Below are 15,833 nucleotides of genomic sequence, written 5' to 3'. Positions count from 1 at the left end.
TTCCCTTCAAACAATAAAGCAAGGTATAGTGTGGCTCTGGTTGTCTGGGATTTGTTCATCTGACACGGAGGATGTGATGTCTGACCGCCCGCTTAGCGATGCTGTCGTCATATTATGTACCGCACCTGACGACGCCTGTGCACAACGGCTTGCCGACTCGCTGCTGGAAACGCGGCTTGCCGCCTGCGTCACCCTGCTGCCCGGCGCACGTTCGCTCTACTACTGGGAAGGCAAGCTCGAACAGCAATCAGAAGTACAAATGCTGATAAAAAGCGATACCTCACATCAGCAAGCGCTGCTGACTCATCTGAAACAACAACACCCTTATGATACGCCGGAGCTGTTAGTTCTGCCGGTATCCGGGGGCGATAGCGATTATCTGACATGGCTCAACGCATCTTTACGCTGATTTTCCTGTTATGGACGGCTTTCAGTACTCCCAGTGTGGCCGCCTCTTCTTTCGGCCAGAAACTGTTTGGCAACAGCACGACGTCACGCTTTTTGCCGGTCGATGGCGCTTTCGCCTTTGAGTTTCAACAGCAGGATAACCAGCTCAACCTGCGCTGGGATATCCATCCCGATTACTACCTGTACCGCGCGCAAATCAAGATCGAAGGGAACGGTGCCACGCTTGGCAAGGTGGAGATGCCGCAGGGCGAAAGCCATAATGACGAGTTTTTCGGTCAGGTCTTTATCCTGCAGGATCGGCTGGCGCTAGCGGTTCCCATTGAACGGGCTGAAAGCGGCGCAACGGTTAAAGTCACCTATCAAGGCTGCGCCGATGCCGGTTTCTGCTATCCGCCGGAAACGCGCACCGTTCCTCTCAGCCAGGTGCTGGCTAACGCAGGCACGGATGCTCCGCCCAATGTAGTCTTGAGCCAGACGGCACCGCCGCAGACCACGCCGATGCCGTTTTCGCCGTGGTGGGCGCTGTTGATTGGTATCGGCGTCGCCTTCACACCTTGCGTCCTGCCGATGTACCCGCTAATCGCCAGTCTGGTGCTGGGCAGAAAAGAACAGCTGACGCCGCGCCGCACACTGCTGCTGTCGATGACCTATGTTCAGGGCATGGCGCTCACCTACACGCTGCTTGGGCTGGTTGTTGCCGCTGCCGGATTACGCTTTCAGGCGGCGCTCCAGCATCCGTACATTCTGATTGGTCTGTCGGTAATGTTTGCTGCGCTGGCACTGTCCATGTTTGGACTGTATACACTCCAGCTCCCGTCATCGGTACAAACCCGACTGACAGAGTGGAGCAACCATCAGCAAGGCGGCTCCGTCACTGGCGTATTCTGCATGGGCGCATTGGCTGGGCTAATTTGTTCTCCCTGCACCACCGCCCCGCTCAGCGCCATCCTGCTTTATATCGCCCAGAGCGGCAACATGCTGGCAGGTGGCGGCACGCTCTATCTCTACGCACTCGGAATGGGTTTACCGCTCATTCTGGTCACGCTGTTCGGCAACAAACTGCTACCGCGCAGCGGCCCGTGGATGCAATACGTTAAGGAAGCGTTTGGCTTCATTATTCTGGCACTGCCCGTCTTCCTGCTGGAACGTATTCTGGGTGAAACGTGGGGGATGCGCCTGTGGAGCGCGCTCGGTATCGCCTTCTTCGGCTGGGCGCTCATGCTGACGTTGCGTAGCAGCAAAGGCTGGATGCGTGGCGTACAGTTGCTGCTGCTGGCAGGCTTGGTGATCAGCGCTAAACCGCTGCAAGACTGGGTATTCCCCCCAACTGGCGTGGCGCAAGCCCACACGTCGGCACTGAACTTCGCCCCCGTCGCCAACATTGCCGATCTCAACAGCGCGCTGGCAAAGAGCGCTCAGCCTGTTATGCTCGATCTTTACGCTGACTGGTGCGTGGCCTGCAAAGAGTTCGAGAAATACACGTTCAGCGACCCGGCGGTGCAAAACCATCTGTCGCGCATCACGCTACTACAGGCGGACGTCACCGCTAACCGCGAAGAACAAAACGCGCTGCTGAAAAAGCTACAGGTTTTAGGGCTGCCGACCATCGTCTTTTTTGACGCTCAGGGGAAAGAGATCCCCGGCTCGCGCGTCACCGGTTTTATGAACGCTGAACAATTTCAGGCACATTTGCAGAAGTTCAGCCCATAAACGACACTTTCAATTCGCTTGTTGTGCTTCTGGAGGAAACCAAATGCAACGGGAAGACGTTCTTGAACATGCGCTTACGCTACTGGAGCAGCATGGTTTTTCCATGACAACGCTGGATATGCTGGCGGAGAGATTGGGGGTTCCGGTAGAAGAACTGACGCCATTCTGGCCGGATCGGGAAGCATTGCTGTACGACGGCCTGCGCCACCATAGCCAGCAGGTCGATACCTGGCGACGTCAACTGCTATTGGACAACGAGAAAAGCATCGAGCAGAAGCTACTGGCGCGCTATCAGGTGCTGCACGAGTCGGTGAACAAACAGCGCTATCCGGGTTGCTTGTTTATTGCGGCGTGCAGCTTCTTTCCTGATATCAACCACCCTATTCACCAGATTGCGGAACAGCAGAAGCAGGCATCTTACCAGTACACTCGCGATTTGCTAGAAGAGCTGGAAACGGACGATCCCGAAATGGTGGCACAGCAGATGGAATTGATTCTGGAAGGCTGCCTGAGCAACCTGCTAGTCAAGCATCAGGCCGCTAGCATCGCCACCGCCCAGCGGTTAGCTGAAGATGTATTACGCTTTGCGCTGTGCCGTAAAAACGGCGCACTCACCTGATTTCGGACACAAAATGCGGTAAAGCCCGTAGTTTGGCTGAAAAGTCGGCAGTCAGCAGGTTTTTCAGCGCTTTCGTTGATAAACCCGTTGACGCCACGCGGTCAATACGGTTTAATGCGCCCCGTTGCCCGGATAGCTCAGTCGGTAGAGCAGAGGATTGAAAATCCTCGTGTCCTTGGTTCGATTCCGAGTCCGGGCACCACTCATTCTTAACCCTCGCCTTTGGCGGGGGTTTTTCGTTTCTGGCTTATGGACTCTCCATCGAACGTCGTTCGATTATTCGCCGCAAGCGGTTCACCCTTTCAGGGCTAGCGCGACACGCGCGCTGTTCAACGACTCCGGCGTTTGTCCGAGTCCGGCACCACTAATTAAAAAAAACCAGCCTAACGGCTGGTTTTTTGCTTTTGGGGGAATGGGTTCAATTCACTACGAGAACGTTATCCCGCAACCCTTCCCCATGATTCGGACTCATACCTTGATAGCGTGACGGCCAGATCTCTTCCGGCTGCTTTCCCAATGCACAAGCAATTAATCTCTCACCTTTAGGCCAATGTCTTGTCAACACATTAGCAAGTGTTGAAGACGCTAGTCCAGATGCCTTTGAAACCGCCGCCAGCGTTGTGCCTTTCTTCCTCAAACCGGGAAAAATTGACCTTGCTGGACACAGATACGTTCTGCGTCCCCCGCACAGCTCGCCTTCCGATACGTTTTGATTTATTCCTTCGTATCGGGGGATTTGTGGGTCATCCAGTTCGATGAACGGAGCGAGCCTGGTGCTGGCCCAAAATCACTCCGCCCTGCTGCTAAGTCACCAGTCTTCGCTGCCCACATAACATCAGCGAAAACAGGCGATAGATCATTTAACGATTAACGGGCATCGACCAGCGCAATGTTCTGGCGTAAACCGGGCGGCACGTTGTCCATGCCCATGTTTTCTCTTGCGATCTGGAAACGGGAAACGGACTGTTGCAGGTTAACAACTTGCTCCTGAAGCGAATTCGCTGAGGCCGCTACTTCTGATACCAATGACGCATTCTGCTGAGTCACCCCATCCATCTGATTGATGGCGATATTGATCTGTGAAATACCGCGACTCTGCTCGCTGGAAGCCAGCGTGATCTCATCCATAATATCGACCACTTTTTTCACATCCATCAGCACTTCGTCCATAGTGTTACCCGCGACTTCAACCAGCCCCGCGCCCTTTTCAATACGGCTGAGAGAATCATCGATCATGGTGCCGATCTCTTTCGCTGCCGTCGCACTGCGCGCAGCCAGCATCCGCACTTCGGAAGCCACCACCGCAAAACCTTTACCGTATTGACCCGCGCGCGCAGATTCCACCGCCGCGTTCAACGCCAGCAGGTTGGTCTGGAAGGCGATGCCGTCGATTACACCAACAATGTCGGAAATCTTGGCAGAACTCTGTTTGATGGAACGCATGGTATCAACCACTTCGGAGACAACATTCCCGCCGCGAGACGCAGAATTAGAGGCTTTTAGCGCCAGATCGTTGGCCTTACGCGTGTTGTCTTCGTTGTTTTTCACCGTCGACATGATCTGTTCCATGCTTGAAGCGGTTTCATCCAACGAGGCCGCCTGCTGCTCGGTACGGCTGGAGAGATCGATGTTACCGGAGGCAATTTCCTCGACACCGACGCTTATCGCATCGGTACCGTTACGCACCACGCGCACCATATTTTCCAGCCCGTCGCGCATACGTTGAACCGCGGCAAACAGGTGTGCAATTTCATTTTTTCCACTGCTATCAATCTGTGCCCGCAGGTCGCCTTCGGCGATACGGTCAAAGACGGAAATAGCCTGATTCAGCGGTTTCACGATCATGTTGGTCACCACGGACCAGGCCAGCGCCGCCAGCAGCAACGCACAGGCAATCGCACCGTACAGAATGGTTTCCATCAGCTCGACGCGTCCATTCGAATCGGCATAGGCTTCATCAATACTCTTCAGTTTGAAGGCAACCAACGCTTTAGAGGATTTATCAAATGCGGCATACAGCACCGTTGATTTCCCGGCACGCTGACGATATTCATCCAGATTCCCTGCGTTAAGCGCTGCAAATGCCGGATCGATAAACTCCTGCATCAGCGTATTACGCTTTTCAGCCATGTCCGCAGAAATGACTTTCTCCGCTTCGGACTGCGGGTATTTCAGGTATTCCTGCCACTTTTCACTGGCACCGTCGACCTTGCCTCTGGCACGCCCTAGCGCGACTTTAGCCGCCTCGACATCCCCTTTCCCCATTAATGATTCGTACAGACGCAAATCCAACCGGCCACGCAACAGCAGTTCGGAGCTGTCATTCAGTGCAACCAGCCCTGGCAGCACTTCCATATCGACGCGAGCAAATGATTTATTCCCTGACTGAACGGCAACCAACCCTAACACGCCGACGAAAAGCAGTAACGCCGCTAACGAAAACACCATCATGCTGAGTGCAGTACGGATCTTTATCTTACGAAACATAAATTATCCCTGTAGTCTGAAAATAAGAAAGGATGAGCACCAGCTCCAGAGCAGAGCCGTTCCGTTATTTACGTAATAGTCGTTATTCATTTTTCCAGACGTGTTAATCCCCACGAACTGAAATAAATTCGTTATAAAACCGTAATAAAATAAAGAAAGGTAGCAAGCAAACGATGACCGACAGAAAAAGACTTTCTGCCGGTCATGTGTTTTTATTTTTTATTATTTTTCTGAGACGGATTCTTTTCTAAGAAACGTTGCAATTCATCTTTATAAAACTTCGCCGACATCATGGTGCCATGCCCACTGGTATCTTTACTGGCGGGAATAAGGAACAACGTCGCCTGCTTAATTTTCTTAAGCTCATTATCCAGGATGCCTGTTTCAATAGGATTACGCTCATCATCCGCAGAGTTAATCACCAGAACAGGTGCCTTAATTTTATTCAGCTCCAGTGCCGCGTTATAATTTGCAGACGAGCCCCAGATATAAATAAAGTCGTTGGCATCGCTGGTCGACGGTGCCGCAAGGCGATCTTCTACCAGTTTGTCCGCCTGTGCACGCGTTGGTGCTTTGCTCTGATACGCCAGCGTGCCGCCAGTGGTGGCGATACTGAACATAATGTTGGCCGTTTTCAGCGTTGGCGGCTGCTGTATGTAATCACCGTTATTCCACACCGGATCGTTCTTGATGGATTCAATCAAAATGCGGCGCATCATCCAGTTACGGCCAGACAGCTCATTCGGCAGCGATGCCATTGGCACCAGCGCATCCATCATGTCTGGGTATTTTTCACCCCAGAGCCAGGTTTGCATGCCGCCCATGGAATATCCCATCACCAGGCGCAGGTGGTTAATACCCAGCCCTTCTTTGATTAAGCGATATTGTGCTTGCACCATATCGTTATAATCGTACTGTGGGAATTTCATTCGTAAGCCGTCTGACGGTTTGGACGATTTTCCAGAACCGATGCTCTCCGGCATGATAATAAAGTATTTGCTGCTATCCAGCGCCTGACCCGGCCCGAACAGCTCGCCACCAAAACCATTTGCTAACAGTGATTTAATCGGCTGGTTCGTTCCATGTAGCAATAAGACAGCGGGCTTGGTTTTATCACCGATCGTGTAGTAATGAATACGCAGATCTTTTAATTTTTCGCCGCTGTTGAAGGTAAATTCTGGCGCAATCCAGTCGCCTTCTTTGGGCTCTGGGAAATTGGCCTGTGCATGCGTTAATGGTGACAGCATTAACAGAAATGCGCCCACCACCCCTGATAGTATTCGATTAATCATAAATAACTCTTCGGTAATCATGAAGTCGTGAAGCCACGATTTTAATGTCTATTAGGAAAAATCCCAATAAACATAAGCGGACTAATAATAAAAAGAGATTATTCTCTGATTTTTTTATTTATCGCGAAAGATTCTACAGATAGTTTTTAATAGGATGATATTTAACGCATTCCTGTTAATCGTCTGGCTACTCGGCTCATATTTTCCGCTCGACACTCGCGTTTATAAAAACAGCAAAGTGAGCTTTTTTTGATCAAAAATATAATCATACTCTAAATAATTCGAGTTTCAGGACAAAAACGGCAAGGCGTTTTTGAACAGTGCCTGCGCTGACCCCGAAGGGGTGAGGCCATAAGGCCGAATAACGCGGCAAGCGAAGGAATCCCGATGAGCTTACTCAAGTAAGTGATTCGGGTGACTGACAAACCTGCCATAGGCAGGTTTGAACGCTGCTTGCAGCGGCCCCAACGGGGCGAGGCACACGCAAGTGTGCCGAGTAGCGTAGCCAACGCACATGCAACTTGAAGTATGACGAGTATAGAAAGGAGATCGTGTGCGGTGACACCACACACGATCGACACAAGGCAGGGTTAGATCGGAGGTGAGAATCGAGAGTTGAGGATTAGTGCTTATTCATCTCGCTTTCAATGGCTTTCAGCCGCTCATCCATATCTGGGTGCGTACTCAGCCAGTCCGGTAAATCCAGCGAATCAATTTCATCATGACTGCGGTCGTTAGCGATCAAGGCCCGATACATTGCCTGCATCGACTGAAGCGAACGTCCTTGCTGCTGCATTTCTGCTATTGCCCATGCGTCGGCTTCCCGTTCCATATCGCGGGAAAACTGCATCTCGTTGATAAAAGCGGCAGACTGCAACACGGTATCCCCCACGCCGCTGACATCTCCCGTCATCCACATGAACGTCAGCGATACCAACGACGAACGCACTACCATACGCATTGGGTGGCGATAGGCGTGATGCCCCATTTCATGCAGCATCACCGCAGCCAGTTCGTCGTTATTTTTCGCCAGCTTCACCAGATCGTCACTGATAATCAGCGTGCCATCCGCCAGCATAAAAGCATTCGGCCCAATAGGCGCGGACATGATCTCCAGGCGCAGTGGCGTTTTGTCTTCCCGCATATCAGCGGGCATGACCTGTTGAAACAGCGCTTGCATCGCCTGCTGGCGTTCAACAGGCAGTTTAGAAGGCTTAAAATCACTGTGCCGTAACAGCTTCAGCGTGTTTTGTCCCAGTTGCTGTTCGATAACGGTAGGCATACGGAGTGCCAACGCAGAACTCGCCCACGGCAGAACCACGTAAACATAGTTTATCACCATCAATATGGTGGCGAATAACGTGAGAATGACGCCACGTTTATGGCGTTCCAGACGGTGTACAAGTCCCGGTTGGCGTCTTGCGGAATACCACGCGCGAAAGGCGGGGTCGTCGGCAGGAACAAAACGGCCACCGTCAGGAAAGGTTAACGTCAGAGGAATGGAGCCCAATGCATCGGAAACCGTGACCTGCTCCAGCGCAAACGTCGTGTTCGATGACCCAGTATTTAGCACCATCGTCGAACCGTTATCCGTTAAATGAAGAGAAGCGGCCACGCGGGCCGCCAATCCGGGGTATTGATAATGCCCCTCAATATTCATATTCCTGCCTTATAACTTACAGGCCAACACCCAAATCGAGCGCTTGCACGGCTTCTTCGGCCAGTGCGCTGTTTGCTGTGTCCTGGTGTGCCTGAACGTGCAGCAGTGCCAGATCGCCTTCAATCGCTGTCGCATTCGCGATATAGCGTGCGTGACGAATCTCTGCCACTGGTGCTGCCCAACCCAAAGAAAAAATAGTAATCAGGCTATTGGTTATCAGTAATCCCATGTAAGACAGCGTTTGCATAGAAGAGTGCAATTTCACACCGCCATTCAGCGACGTTTGGTTAAACAAATAGTTACGCTGTGCAACCGCCACATAGCTGCTGGAAACCAGCGCGCCTAGTAGCATCACAATTACCATCATCACCAGATTAAAGATATTGCTTAGCAGCATCATGAGCACAGTATCTTCATTGCCACCGCCCATCATCACAATCTGGAACAGCGTGAAAAAGAACGAGCCCATGAATGACAGCGACGCGATCAGGAAAGGAACAAAAATCAGCAGGCTAATCAGGGAAAATTTAATAAACGCCGCTTTCGTTAGTTCTGCTTTAAATGCCGTTTTACCGAAGGACAGGTTATTAACATAGAAATCAAGCTGCATCATTTTCATGATGCCATTTACCGCAGCAAACCCTGGAATAGCAATCGCCAGCACGATAAATCCAATCAGTATCGGACTATCGCTCTGCGACCCAATCAACCCTGCCACAATCAACGCGGCATAAAAAGCCAGCAACAACAGAATAGGGCAAAGCAGTAATACCCAATATGCACGGCCCGTCTGACAATGGTAATTAAAACGGACGCCGCGGTAGCTGGACATAATAGCGTCATAACGCCAGTTGCGGATCACAATAATCGGAATCAGTGCCGAAAATGCCAAAGCGATAAGTGTGCCCAGCGTTGGTGACATCATCATCACGATATAAAACAAGATGATACCGGCAATAACCAGCAAACGCCCTTTAAGGATCTGAATGGGCTCTGCGTGGTAATCAAAACGGTCACCATTAATTTCCGTGTTACCGTAGAAATAACGACGGCGACGCACGGTGGCCCAGGCAGAATAAATACCTAAGGTGATCACCGTTAATAACGCATTCACCAGCCAAATTGCAAAATATTCCCCAGCCTTACCGTGAAACTGCACGCGATGCTGCGTGTTATTTTCTGAAATATTGGTAGTCATAAACCTTTCATCCTAAAAGAAATAAGCCTTATAAACGCTTCGTTCGACACGTTGTAGGCAACAAAAAGCGGCTTATTTAAGCACGTCTTGTTAACGACAACAATAAAAGTTAACAGTAACCAAACAAGTTAATATACTTATTAATTACAAGGAATAAGGAAGTCTGCAGAGAAGCTAACATATAGCCAACGTCGATTATAACGGACATAGACATTGCACCAATGTGGTCTGAAATGGTATTACAATCGGCTAGGATCATTCCCCTCGTAAACCGTAAGAGCAAGAGTACGTATTATGACAACCGCGACCTCCACCAATCTTCAGGTACGCCCAATCACCGCGCAGGACGATGCTGCTATCGCCCAGGTCATCCGTCAGGTTTCTGCTGAGTTTGGTTTGACGGCCGATAAAGGCTACACCGTCTCCGATCCCAATTTGGATGCACTATTTGCTCTGTATAGCCAGCCGAAAAGCGCCTATTGGATTGTTGAATATAAAGGCCATGTGGTTGGCGGTGGTGGGGTTGCGCCACTGCTTGCGGGTGAAGAAGATGTGTGTGAATTGCAGAAAATGTATTTCTTACCCATCGCTCGTGGCAAAGGGTTGGCACGCCAATTAGCGATACAGGCGCTTGATTTTGCGCGTCAGCACGGCTTTCGCCGCTGTTATCTGGAAACCACTGGACACCTGACCAGTGCAATAAAACTGTATGAATCGCTGGGCTTTGAATCGATTCCCCATCCAATGGGTAACACAGGCCATACCGACTGTGAAGTGACGATGTTGAAGGTACTGTAATAAGCTGAAGGTACAGTAATCACGCGCTGTCATACCGAATAAAAAACGCCGCGGGGGTTCCTGCGGCGTTTTCAGTAAACGATTCAACGAGGGATTAATGGCGCTTGCCGTCATCGTCTTCGTCATAAAAATCTTCATCATCCCCGTCTTCTTCGCCTTCACCATCTGGATCTTCGAAGTAGGTACCCCAACCGTCGTAATTCACGCCGTAGCGTTCTGCCAGCGCCAGCAGCTGTTCTACCTGTGTGTCGATCAGTTCAGCCTTCAGCGCAACTTCACTGATGGCATCGCAGCACATCAGCAACACGCCATCTTCCACTTCCAGTTCTTCCGCATCGGTCACTTCATAGCCCAGCTTGAAGGCTTCTACAGCGACTTTTTCCAACACTTCAAACTTCTCGGCAGAGAAATGGTGTTCAATGGTATAAAGCGCGTCAGGATCGCTGCCATCATCCAGCAATTCTTCAATGATCAGGCGTGTCTCTTCCCGTTGCTCTTCCAGTAATTCGCGGTTTGCCATGCCTCAGTCCTCATTAAACGACGTAATATTACTTATTGTCCCACAGCCCTGCGGCTTGCTCCACCACAAAGTTTGATATCACCACTTGAATTTGAATAATTACACATATAAAGTGAATTTTAATTCAACCAATGGTGTTGAGCCACATGGAGAGGTACATCATGCAACCGTTCTATAAGCGTCATTTTTTAAGGTTAATGGATTTTACACCCGCAGAAATTGCCCATCTTTTAGCCCTGTCAACGAAACTGAAAGCCGATAAAAAAAACGGGACAGAAGCCCGCCGCCTGCAAGGTAAAAATATCGCACTCATCTTCGAAAAAGATTCGACTCGTACTCGCTGCTCTTTCGAAGTTGCTGCATACGATCAGGGCGCGCAAGTGACCTATCTCGGCCCAAGTGGTAGCCAAATCGGCCATAAAGAATCCATCAAAGATACCGCTCGCGTATTGGGAAGAATGTACGACGGCATTCAATATCGCGGCTATGACCAGCAAATTGTCGAAACGCTGGCGCAATACGCGGGTGTTCCGGTCTGGAACGGACTGACGAATGAATTCCACCCTACGCAACTGTTAGCGGATCTGCTGACGATGCAGGAACATTTACCGAGTAAACCGCTGTCAGAGATGACGCTCGTCTACGCTGGTGATGCACGCAACAACATGGGTAACACCATGCTGGAAGCGGCCGCACTGACTGGGCTGAATTTACGTCTTGTTGCGCCAAAAGCCTGCTGGCCGGATGTCAGTCTGGTGGCTGAGTGTCAGGCGGCAGCAGAACAAACCGGTGGCAGCATCACGCTGACGGAAGATATCGCTACGGGCGTCGCGGGCGCAGATTTCATTTATACCGACGTTTGGGTTTCCATGGGGGAACCGAAAGAGACCTGGAAAGAACGTATCGCGCTGCTGAAACCGTATCAGGTGAACATGGCGATGATCGCCGCGACGGGTAATCCGCAGGTGAAGTTCCTCCACTGCCTGCCAGCCTTCCACGACGATCAGACGACGATGGGACAACAAATGGCGGAGCAGTATGGTTTACACGGTGGAATGGAAGTCACGGATGAAGTCTTTGAATCCGCGCACAGCATCGTTTTCGATCAGGCGGAAAATCGCATGCACACCATCAAAGCCGTGATGGTCGCCACGCTGGTGCAGGATTAAGGTTTAGCCTGCCTTTGATGTGTTTTAAAAACAGCTCAGAGGTGGGCATGCCCTTTTTCAGTGGGATTATCGATTGTCGATGTTCTCTCGCCTGATTCCAAGCATTCAGCAGTCCCAGTGAGTGCGGGACAACGTGCCACCAATTCAGGATCAAGAAAATCACCGAAAGAGGTCAGAGGATTACGGGTAGCGTCGTAGCAGGAAACAAGGTCGGGAGACTGAGCAATGTACATAAAAAAATCCGAAAACAAGGCGCGTTTCCGGATTCTTACACAGCAGTTGGATCGTTCAACTGCTCCTTAACTGATCGGCATTAGGCAAAGAGCTGGATCTTTAGTTTGGCTTAGAGCCCCTTCCCGTCGTTTTGACATGAGAGGCTAGAACCACAGCCCCTCAGGTAATCGACACATGCCCTTTTATCAGAAAAAAAGGGGGAATGTAGTTATCCCATCCTTTTTGATTGCAGTGTTGGATCAGGGTGGTGCTGTTTGCCACACCTGTTTTATCACAGCAACGCGTTATTCTGTTACGAAGCGTTGAAGAACTTATACCGAGTATGTCTGGAATACTGTTCTGCTTCACCCCGCACTGCAGCAAAAGAATAACTTCCCACTCTTTGTCTGTAAAAACATTTGCTGGTCGGGTGAACACAAAGGGCTTCCTTTCGCATGGCATAAGAAAGGTTGAAAAGTAAACATTGGTGATTTCTATGTAAGTGCAAATAATACCGTCATTCCCATCATTGAGCCGCCAAGGACGCTTCTCCACCAGAAAAGACCTAAGTCTATTTCGTCTTCCATAATCAAATGTTTTGAGGACGATACTCATTTCATTTGTGGTCAATATTTTTTGGTCGTCATAAAGTATATGGTCGTAGTGCTCGCTGACATCAGGCGTTAAATCAGTGTCGAGACGGCCTAAAAGTTTATTTTCTGTAACGCCGAAATACTGACATACCATCTTATTGCCATAAACATACTGGGAGTTGCAGTCCTTTATTGCCCAGCCAAACAAAGAGTTATCAAAGTAATACTCAACAGGAGTCAAATCTGGGTCCATCAGGTTAGCCTCTGATAATAATATGTCCTTTTTTCAGAAAGAACAGCGGGATGTAGTTATCAAATCTGTTATCTCTACAGTATTCCTTTAGGCCTGATAGTGAATTCAAGCCTGTTTTTCTGTAGCAGCTTCGGAGTCTGCTGTTAACGGCATCGACGGTGATTGAGAGGATGCTGCTTATATCTTTAAGCATCATCCCACAGACCAGCAGGTAGATAACCTCCCATTCCTTCTCGGTAAATATTTTAGAAGGGGGCTCGAAGGTGGAGTGTTGCATTATTGTTCCATTTAACAACGAGGTCGGCGTGATGATCCTAACATGTCTGACGCTGATAACTGTGCCTACACAGTTGCGATGTTCATCATAGATTGGCTCCTGAATATTGTAGGCAGGCTGCATTATTTTTTCCGTGCCTTGAATATGCGTTGTAATGGCTCTCACCGCCTTACCTGTACGCTCTATCTCTCGTTCCTGCTGGTTAAAAATGTCTGAAAATTCGGCTACAGGAACAGGGATATCCCTAATATTCAAACCTTCATAATCATAACGAGTTGATATAGTTTGCCAAGTTTTAAAGGTGTTATTGACATAAATAAAACGGGAGTTTGTGTCTTTTACTGCCCAGCCGACGAGAGGATCGCTTTCAAACATTGCGATTAATCTGTCAGGTAATGTAATTTGTTTCATCAGTGTCTCCCTACATTAAAATTACCCTACATAAAATATGCCGTACCTGATATGCGCCTGTTTATAAAAACTAAAATAGAATAAAAAGTCTGCGGCAGGCCAATGCCAGGGAAAACATCCTACATAATTTAAATTAATAATATACCTATAATCGAAAGGTCATTAGGTTTTCTAGCAAGAAAATCATTTTCTGAAAAACAGCCAGTCAGTTAAGCAACTGACTGGCTGTTTTTTTCTAGGCCTTGCGGTATTTACGTGTTTTTTTCTTTACTGCTCTTGAGAAGAGGGGGAACCACTGGGAGGCATCTGAGGAATTATTGCCATTATTTTCTTCCATTTTATGGTTGAACGTTCCTTGTTCACAGAAATCCTACACCAGCGACGCGTCGATTTTCACCACGGCTTTGCGCACGTGCGCTGGTTCGCCGACGGCACACAGCGGTTTGTGCACTTCGCCTGGGAAGAAGACGACAAAATCCCCTTTCTGCATCACAAACTGTTTTTCCTGCTCGCCAGCAGGCAGGAAAGCAATGTCTTTATCCGCCAGCCAATCGGTATCCGGCTTGCCCGCAGGCAGGTTACTGAACGTCATCCCTTCCACACCGGACAGCACGATCTGAATGTCCAGATATTTGGCGTGATACTCGGCGCGGCGTTTTTCCAGCAGATCGGTGCTGTCGTTGGAGATCAACACAAACACGCTGTTGCCCTCGATATCATGCTTGCCCAGCGGCGTGTCTGCCGTAATGTTTTGCTTCACGTATTCAATCGCTTCACGCAGTTTGGCAGGCAGATAAGGGACTAGTTCAAGGTGATGGACGTTGCCAGTAATCATAAAAAAACCTCGCTAATATAAAAATGAAACCCTGTTTTACAATCCTTATACTCTCCAAATGTGACGCCCGCCAGCGTGTTAATACGAAAAAGTGAACTGCCCACCACTCTTCTCCATCGGCCTTCTTTCATCGACGAACGTTATGCATACAGCACGCGACCCGCAACCGATTGCGATGCGTAAAAAACCACGTTTTCTGCTTGAAATAGCCTAGTCGGCGCGTATAATTCCCGACAGTTTGCTGGGAGGGGTCATGCACCGTTACACCAAAAAATCCGCTGCTTATGTTGGTTCTCAACCACAACTGCCATCCGGCAGCCAGCTAGCGTTTTCCTTTCCGTTGCTCAATGATTCAATGAAGAAAGCCCCTCAATGAGGGGCTTTTTTTTGGCCCACAATCCGGGCAACCAGATACGACATTTCCTGTGTACACGTTAGGAGAAAGACAACATGGTCAATCCGCTCTATCAAAAACATATTATTTCGATTAACGACCTCAGTCGGGAAGATTTGGAACTGGCGCTGCGTGTCGCTGCCAGCCTGAAAGCCAGTCCTCAGCCTGAGTTGTTGAAACATAAAGTGATTGCCAGCTGCTTCTTCGAGGCCTCCACTCGGACGCGTTTATCCTTTGAAACCGCAATGCATCGCCTCGGCGCCTCCGTCGTCGGTTTCGCCGACAGCAACAACACATCGCTGGGGAAAAAGGGCGAAACGCTGGCAGATACCATTTCCGTTATCAGCCAGTACGTTGATGCCATCGTGATGCGCCACCCGCAGGAAGGCGCTTCCCGACTTGCAACCGAATTCTCCGACGGTATTCCGATTCTGAACGCCGGCGACGGTGCGAACCAGCACCCGACGCAGACGCTGCTCGATTTGTTCACCATTCAGGAAACACAGGGCCGACTGAATAACATTAATATCGCGATGGTCGGTGATTTGAAATATGGCCGCACCGTGCATTCGCTCACGCAGGCGCTGGCGAAGTTTGAAGGTAATCGCTTCTACTTCATCGCCCCGGACGCGCTGGCGATGCCGGACTACATTCTGAGCATGCTGGAAGAGAAGGATATTGCTTACAGCCTGCACAACAGCATCGACGACGTCGTCGACGAGCTAGATATTCTGTACATGACGCGAGTGCAAAAAGAGCGTTTGGATCCGTCCGAGTACATCAACATCAAATCCCAGTTTGTCCTTCGCGCCGCCGACCTGCACAGTGCCCGCCCGAATTTGAAAGTGCTGCACCCGCTGCCGCGCGTCGATGAGATCACCATTGATGTGGATGCCACGCCGTATGCCTATTATTTCCAGCAGGCAGGTAACGGTATTTACGCCCGTCAGGCGCTGCTAGCGCTGGTCCTGAATCGCGAACTGGTTCTGTAAGAGG

15 protein-coding genes and 1 tRNA gene are annotated in these 15,833 nt (G+C 49.9%); 7 read left to right on the top strand and 9 right to left on the bottom strand.

Translation table 11 applies throughout. From position 1 onward, the window contains the following. Window positions 1-76 precede the first annotated feature (76 nt). From cutA to JFY74_02280, 4 genes are all read left to right on the top strand, one after another. Window positions 77-409 carry a divalent cation tolerance protein CutA gene (gene cutA, locus JFY74_02295; GenBank protein ID QQG28920.1) on the top strand — a complete coding sequence of 111 codons (333 nt, stop codon included), beginning with the start codon at window positions 77-79 and terminating at the stop codon, window positions 407-409. Continuing rightward, on the top strand, window positions 385-2,118 hold the full coding sequence (locus JFY74_02290; protein ID QQG28919.1) for a protein-disulfide reductase DsbD: 1,734 nt from the start codon (window positions 385-387) through the stop codon (window positions 2,116-2,118). The genes cutA and JFY74_02290 overlap by 25 nt, the downstream gene beginning before the upstream one ends. Window positions 2,119-2,161: 43 nt before the next feature. Beyond that, window positions 2,162-2,737: a transcriptional regulator gene (locus JFY74_02285; protein ID QQG28918.1), complete on the top strand. Its 576-nt coding sequence runs from the start codon at window positions 2,162-2,164 to the stop codon at window positions 2,735-2,737. 126 nt (window positions 2,738-2,863) lie between these two features. Beyond that, window positions 2,864-2,939 (top strand) — tRNA-Phe (locus JFY74_02280). A 216-nt stretch (window positions 2,940-3,155) separates the two neighbouring features. On the opposite strand, the gene JFY74_02275 is transcribed toward JFY74_02280, so the two are convergent. From JFY74_02275 to JFY74_02255, 5 genes are all read right to left on the bottom strand, one after another. After that, the gene (locus tag JFY74_02275) at window positions 3,156-3,404 is read right to left on the bottom strand and encodes a helix-turn-helix domain-containing protein (GenBank protein QQG30426.1); all 249 of its coding nucleotides are present in this window, start codon (window positions 3,402-3,404) and stop codon (window positions 3,156-3,158) included. A gap of 200 nt (window positions 3,405-3,604) precedes the next feature. Further along, complete coding sequence (locus JFY74_02270) at window positions 3,605-5,224, bottom strand: Tar ligand binding domain-containing protein (protein QQG28917.1); 1,620 nt, start codon at window positions 5,222-5,224, stop codon at window positions 3,605-3,607. A 212-nt stretch (window positions 5,225-5,436) separates the two neighbouring features. Next, window positions 5,437-6,516 (bottom strand): alpha/beta fold hydrolase, encoded by a 1,080-nt coding sequence (locus tag JFY74_02265; protein QQG28916.1) that lies wholly within the window; start codon window positions 6,514-6,516, stop codon window positions 5,437-5,439. 622 nt (window positions 6,517-7,138) lie between these two features. After that, window positions 7,139-8,176 (bottom strand): M48 family metallopeptidase, encoded by a 1,038-nt coding sequence (locus JFY74_02260; protein QQG28915.1) that lies wholly within the window; start codon window positions 8,174-8,176, stop codon window positions 7,139-7,141. A 16-nt stretch (window positions 8,177-8,192) separates the two neighbouring features. After that, a complete protein-coding gene (locus JFY74_02255; protein ID QQG28914.1) occupies window positions 8,193-9,374 on the bottom strand; it encodes a DUF898 domain-containing protein in 1,182 nt (393 codons plus the stop codon). A gap of 294 nt (window positions 9,375-9,668) precedes the next feature. Between JFY74_02255 and JFY74_02250 the strand changes: the two genes are divergently transcribed. After that, a complete protein-coding gene (locus tag JFY74_02250) occupies window positions 9,669-10,172 on the top strand; it encodes a GNAT family N-acetyltransferase (GenBank protein QQG28913.1) in 504 nt (167 codons plus the stop codon). A 94-nt stretch (window positions 10,173-10,266) separates the two neighbouring features. On the opposite strand, the gene rraB is transcribed toward JFY74_02250, so the two are convergent. Continuing rightward, window positions 10,267-10,692: a ribonuclease E inhibitor RraB gene (gene rraB / locus JFY74_02245; GenBank protein QQG28912.1), complete on the bottom strand. Its 426-nt coding sequence runs from the start codon at window positions 10,690-10,692 to the stop codon at window positions 10,267-10,269. 161 nt (window positions 10,693-10,853) lie between these two features. On the opposite strand from rraB, the gene argF reads away from it, so the two are divergent. Next, window positions 10,854-11,861 carry an ornithine carbamoyltransferase gene (argF, locus tag JFY74_02240; protein QQG28911.1) on the top strand — a complete coding sequence of 336 codons (1,008 nt, stop codon included), beginning with the start codon at window positions 10,854-10,856 and terminating at the stop codon, window positions 11,859-11,861. A gap of 393 nt (window positions 11,862-12,254) precedes the next feature. Here the strand turns inward: argF and JFY74_02235 are convergent, their stop codons facing one another. The 3 genes from JFY74_02235 to JFY74_02225 all read right to left on the bottom strand — a co-directional run bounded on the left by JFY74_02235 (window position 12,255) and on the right by JFY74_02225 (window position 14,443). Continuing rightward, a complete protein-coding gene (locus tag JFY74_02235) occupies window positions 12,255-12,920 on the bottom strand; it encodes a PAS domain-containing protein (GenBank protein ID QQG28910.1) in 666 nt (221 codons plus the stop codon). 4 nt (window positions 12,921-12,924) lie between these two features. Then, on the bottom strand, window positions 12,925-13,608 hold the full coding sequence (locus JFY74_02230; GenBank protein QQG28909.1) for a helix-turn-helix transcriptional regulator: 684 nt from the start codon (window positions 13,606-13,608) through the stop codon (window positions 12,925-12,927). A 370-nt stretch (window positions 13,609-13,978) separates the two neighbouring features. After that, complete coding sequence (locus JFY74_02225; protein ID QQG28908.1) at window positions 13,979-14,443, bottom strand: YhcH/YjgK/YiaL family protein; 465 nt, start codon at window positions 14,441-14,443, stop codon at window positions 13,979-13,981. A 450-nt stretch (window positions 14,444-14,893) separates the two neighbouring features. Between JFY74_02225 and pyrB the strand changes: the two genes are divergently transcribed. Next, entirely contained in the window at window positions 14,894-15,829 is a 936-nt protein-coding gene (pyrB, locus tag JFY74_02220; protein ID QQG28907.1) for an aspartate carbamoyltransferase, read from the top strand. Window positions 15,830-15,833 lie beyond the last annotated feature (4 nt).

Source organism: Pectobacterium carotovorum, from assembly GCA_016415585.1.
Taxonomy (GTDB): Bacteria; Pseudomonadota; Gammaproteobacteria; order Enterobacterales; family Enterobacteriaceae; genus Pectobacterium; species Pectobacterium carotovorum_K.
The sequence above is the reverse complement of the archived record's forward strand: the minus strand, read 5'-3'. Positions and strand labels throughout refer to the sequence as shown.

Coding starts and splice junctions, on each gene's coding strand:
- pyrB (QQG28907.1), top strand. CDS start 14,894: ATGGTCAATCCGCTCTATCAAAAACATATTATTTCGATTAACGACCTC.
- JFY74_02285 (QQG28918.1), top strand. CDS start 2,162: ATGCAACGGGAAGACGTTCTTGAACATGCGCTTACGCTACTGGAGCAG.
- JFY74_02235 (QQG28910.1), bottom strand. CDS start 12,920: ATGGACCCAGATTTGACTCCTGTTGAGTATTACTTTGATAACTCTTTG.
- JFY74_02255 (QQG28914.1), bottom strand. CDS start 9,374: ATGACTACCAATATTTCAGAAAATAACACGCAGCATCGCGTGCAGTTT.
- rraB (QQG28912.1), bottom strand. CDS start 10,692: ATGGCAAACCGCGAATTACTGGAAGAGCAACGGGAAGAGACACGCCTG.
- argF (QQG28911.1), top strand. CDS start 10,854: ATGCAACCGTTCTATAAGCGTCATTTTTTAAGGTTAATGGATTTTACA.
- JFY74_02225 (QQG28908.1), bottom strand. CDS start 14,443: ATGATTACTGGCAACGTCCATCACCTTGAACTAGTCCCTTATCTGCCT.
- JFY74_02230 (QQG28909.1), bottom strand. CDS start 13,608: ATGAAACAAATTACATTACCTGACAGATTAATCGCAATGTTTGAAAGC.
- JFY74_02290 (QQG28919.1), top strand. CDS start 385: ATGGCTCAACGCATCTTTACGCTGATTTTCCTGTTATGGACGGCTTTC.
- JFY74_02260 (QQG28915.1), bottom strand. CDS start 8,176: ATGAATATTGAGGGGCATTATCAATACCCCGGATTGGCGGCCCGCGTG.
- JFY74_02250 (QQG28913.1), top strand. CDS start 9,669: ATGACAACCGCGACCTCCACCAATCTTCAGGTACGCCCAATCACCGCG.
- JFY74_02265 (QQG28916.1), bottom strand. CDS start 6,516: ATGATTAATCGAATACTATCAGGGGTGGTGGGCGCATTTCTGTTAATG.
- cutA (QQG28920.1), top strand. CDS start 77: ATGTCTGACCGCCCGCTTAGCGATGCTGTCGTCATATTATGTACCGCA.
- JFY74_02270 (QQG28917.1), bottom strand. CDS start 5,224: ATGTTTCGTAAGATAAAGATCCGTACTGCACTCAGCATGATGGTGTTT.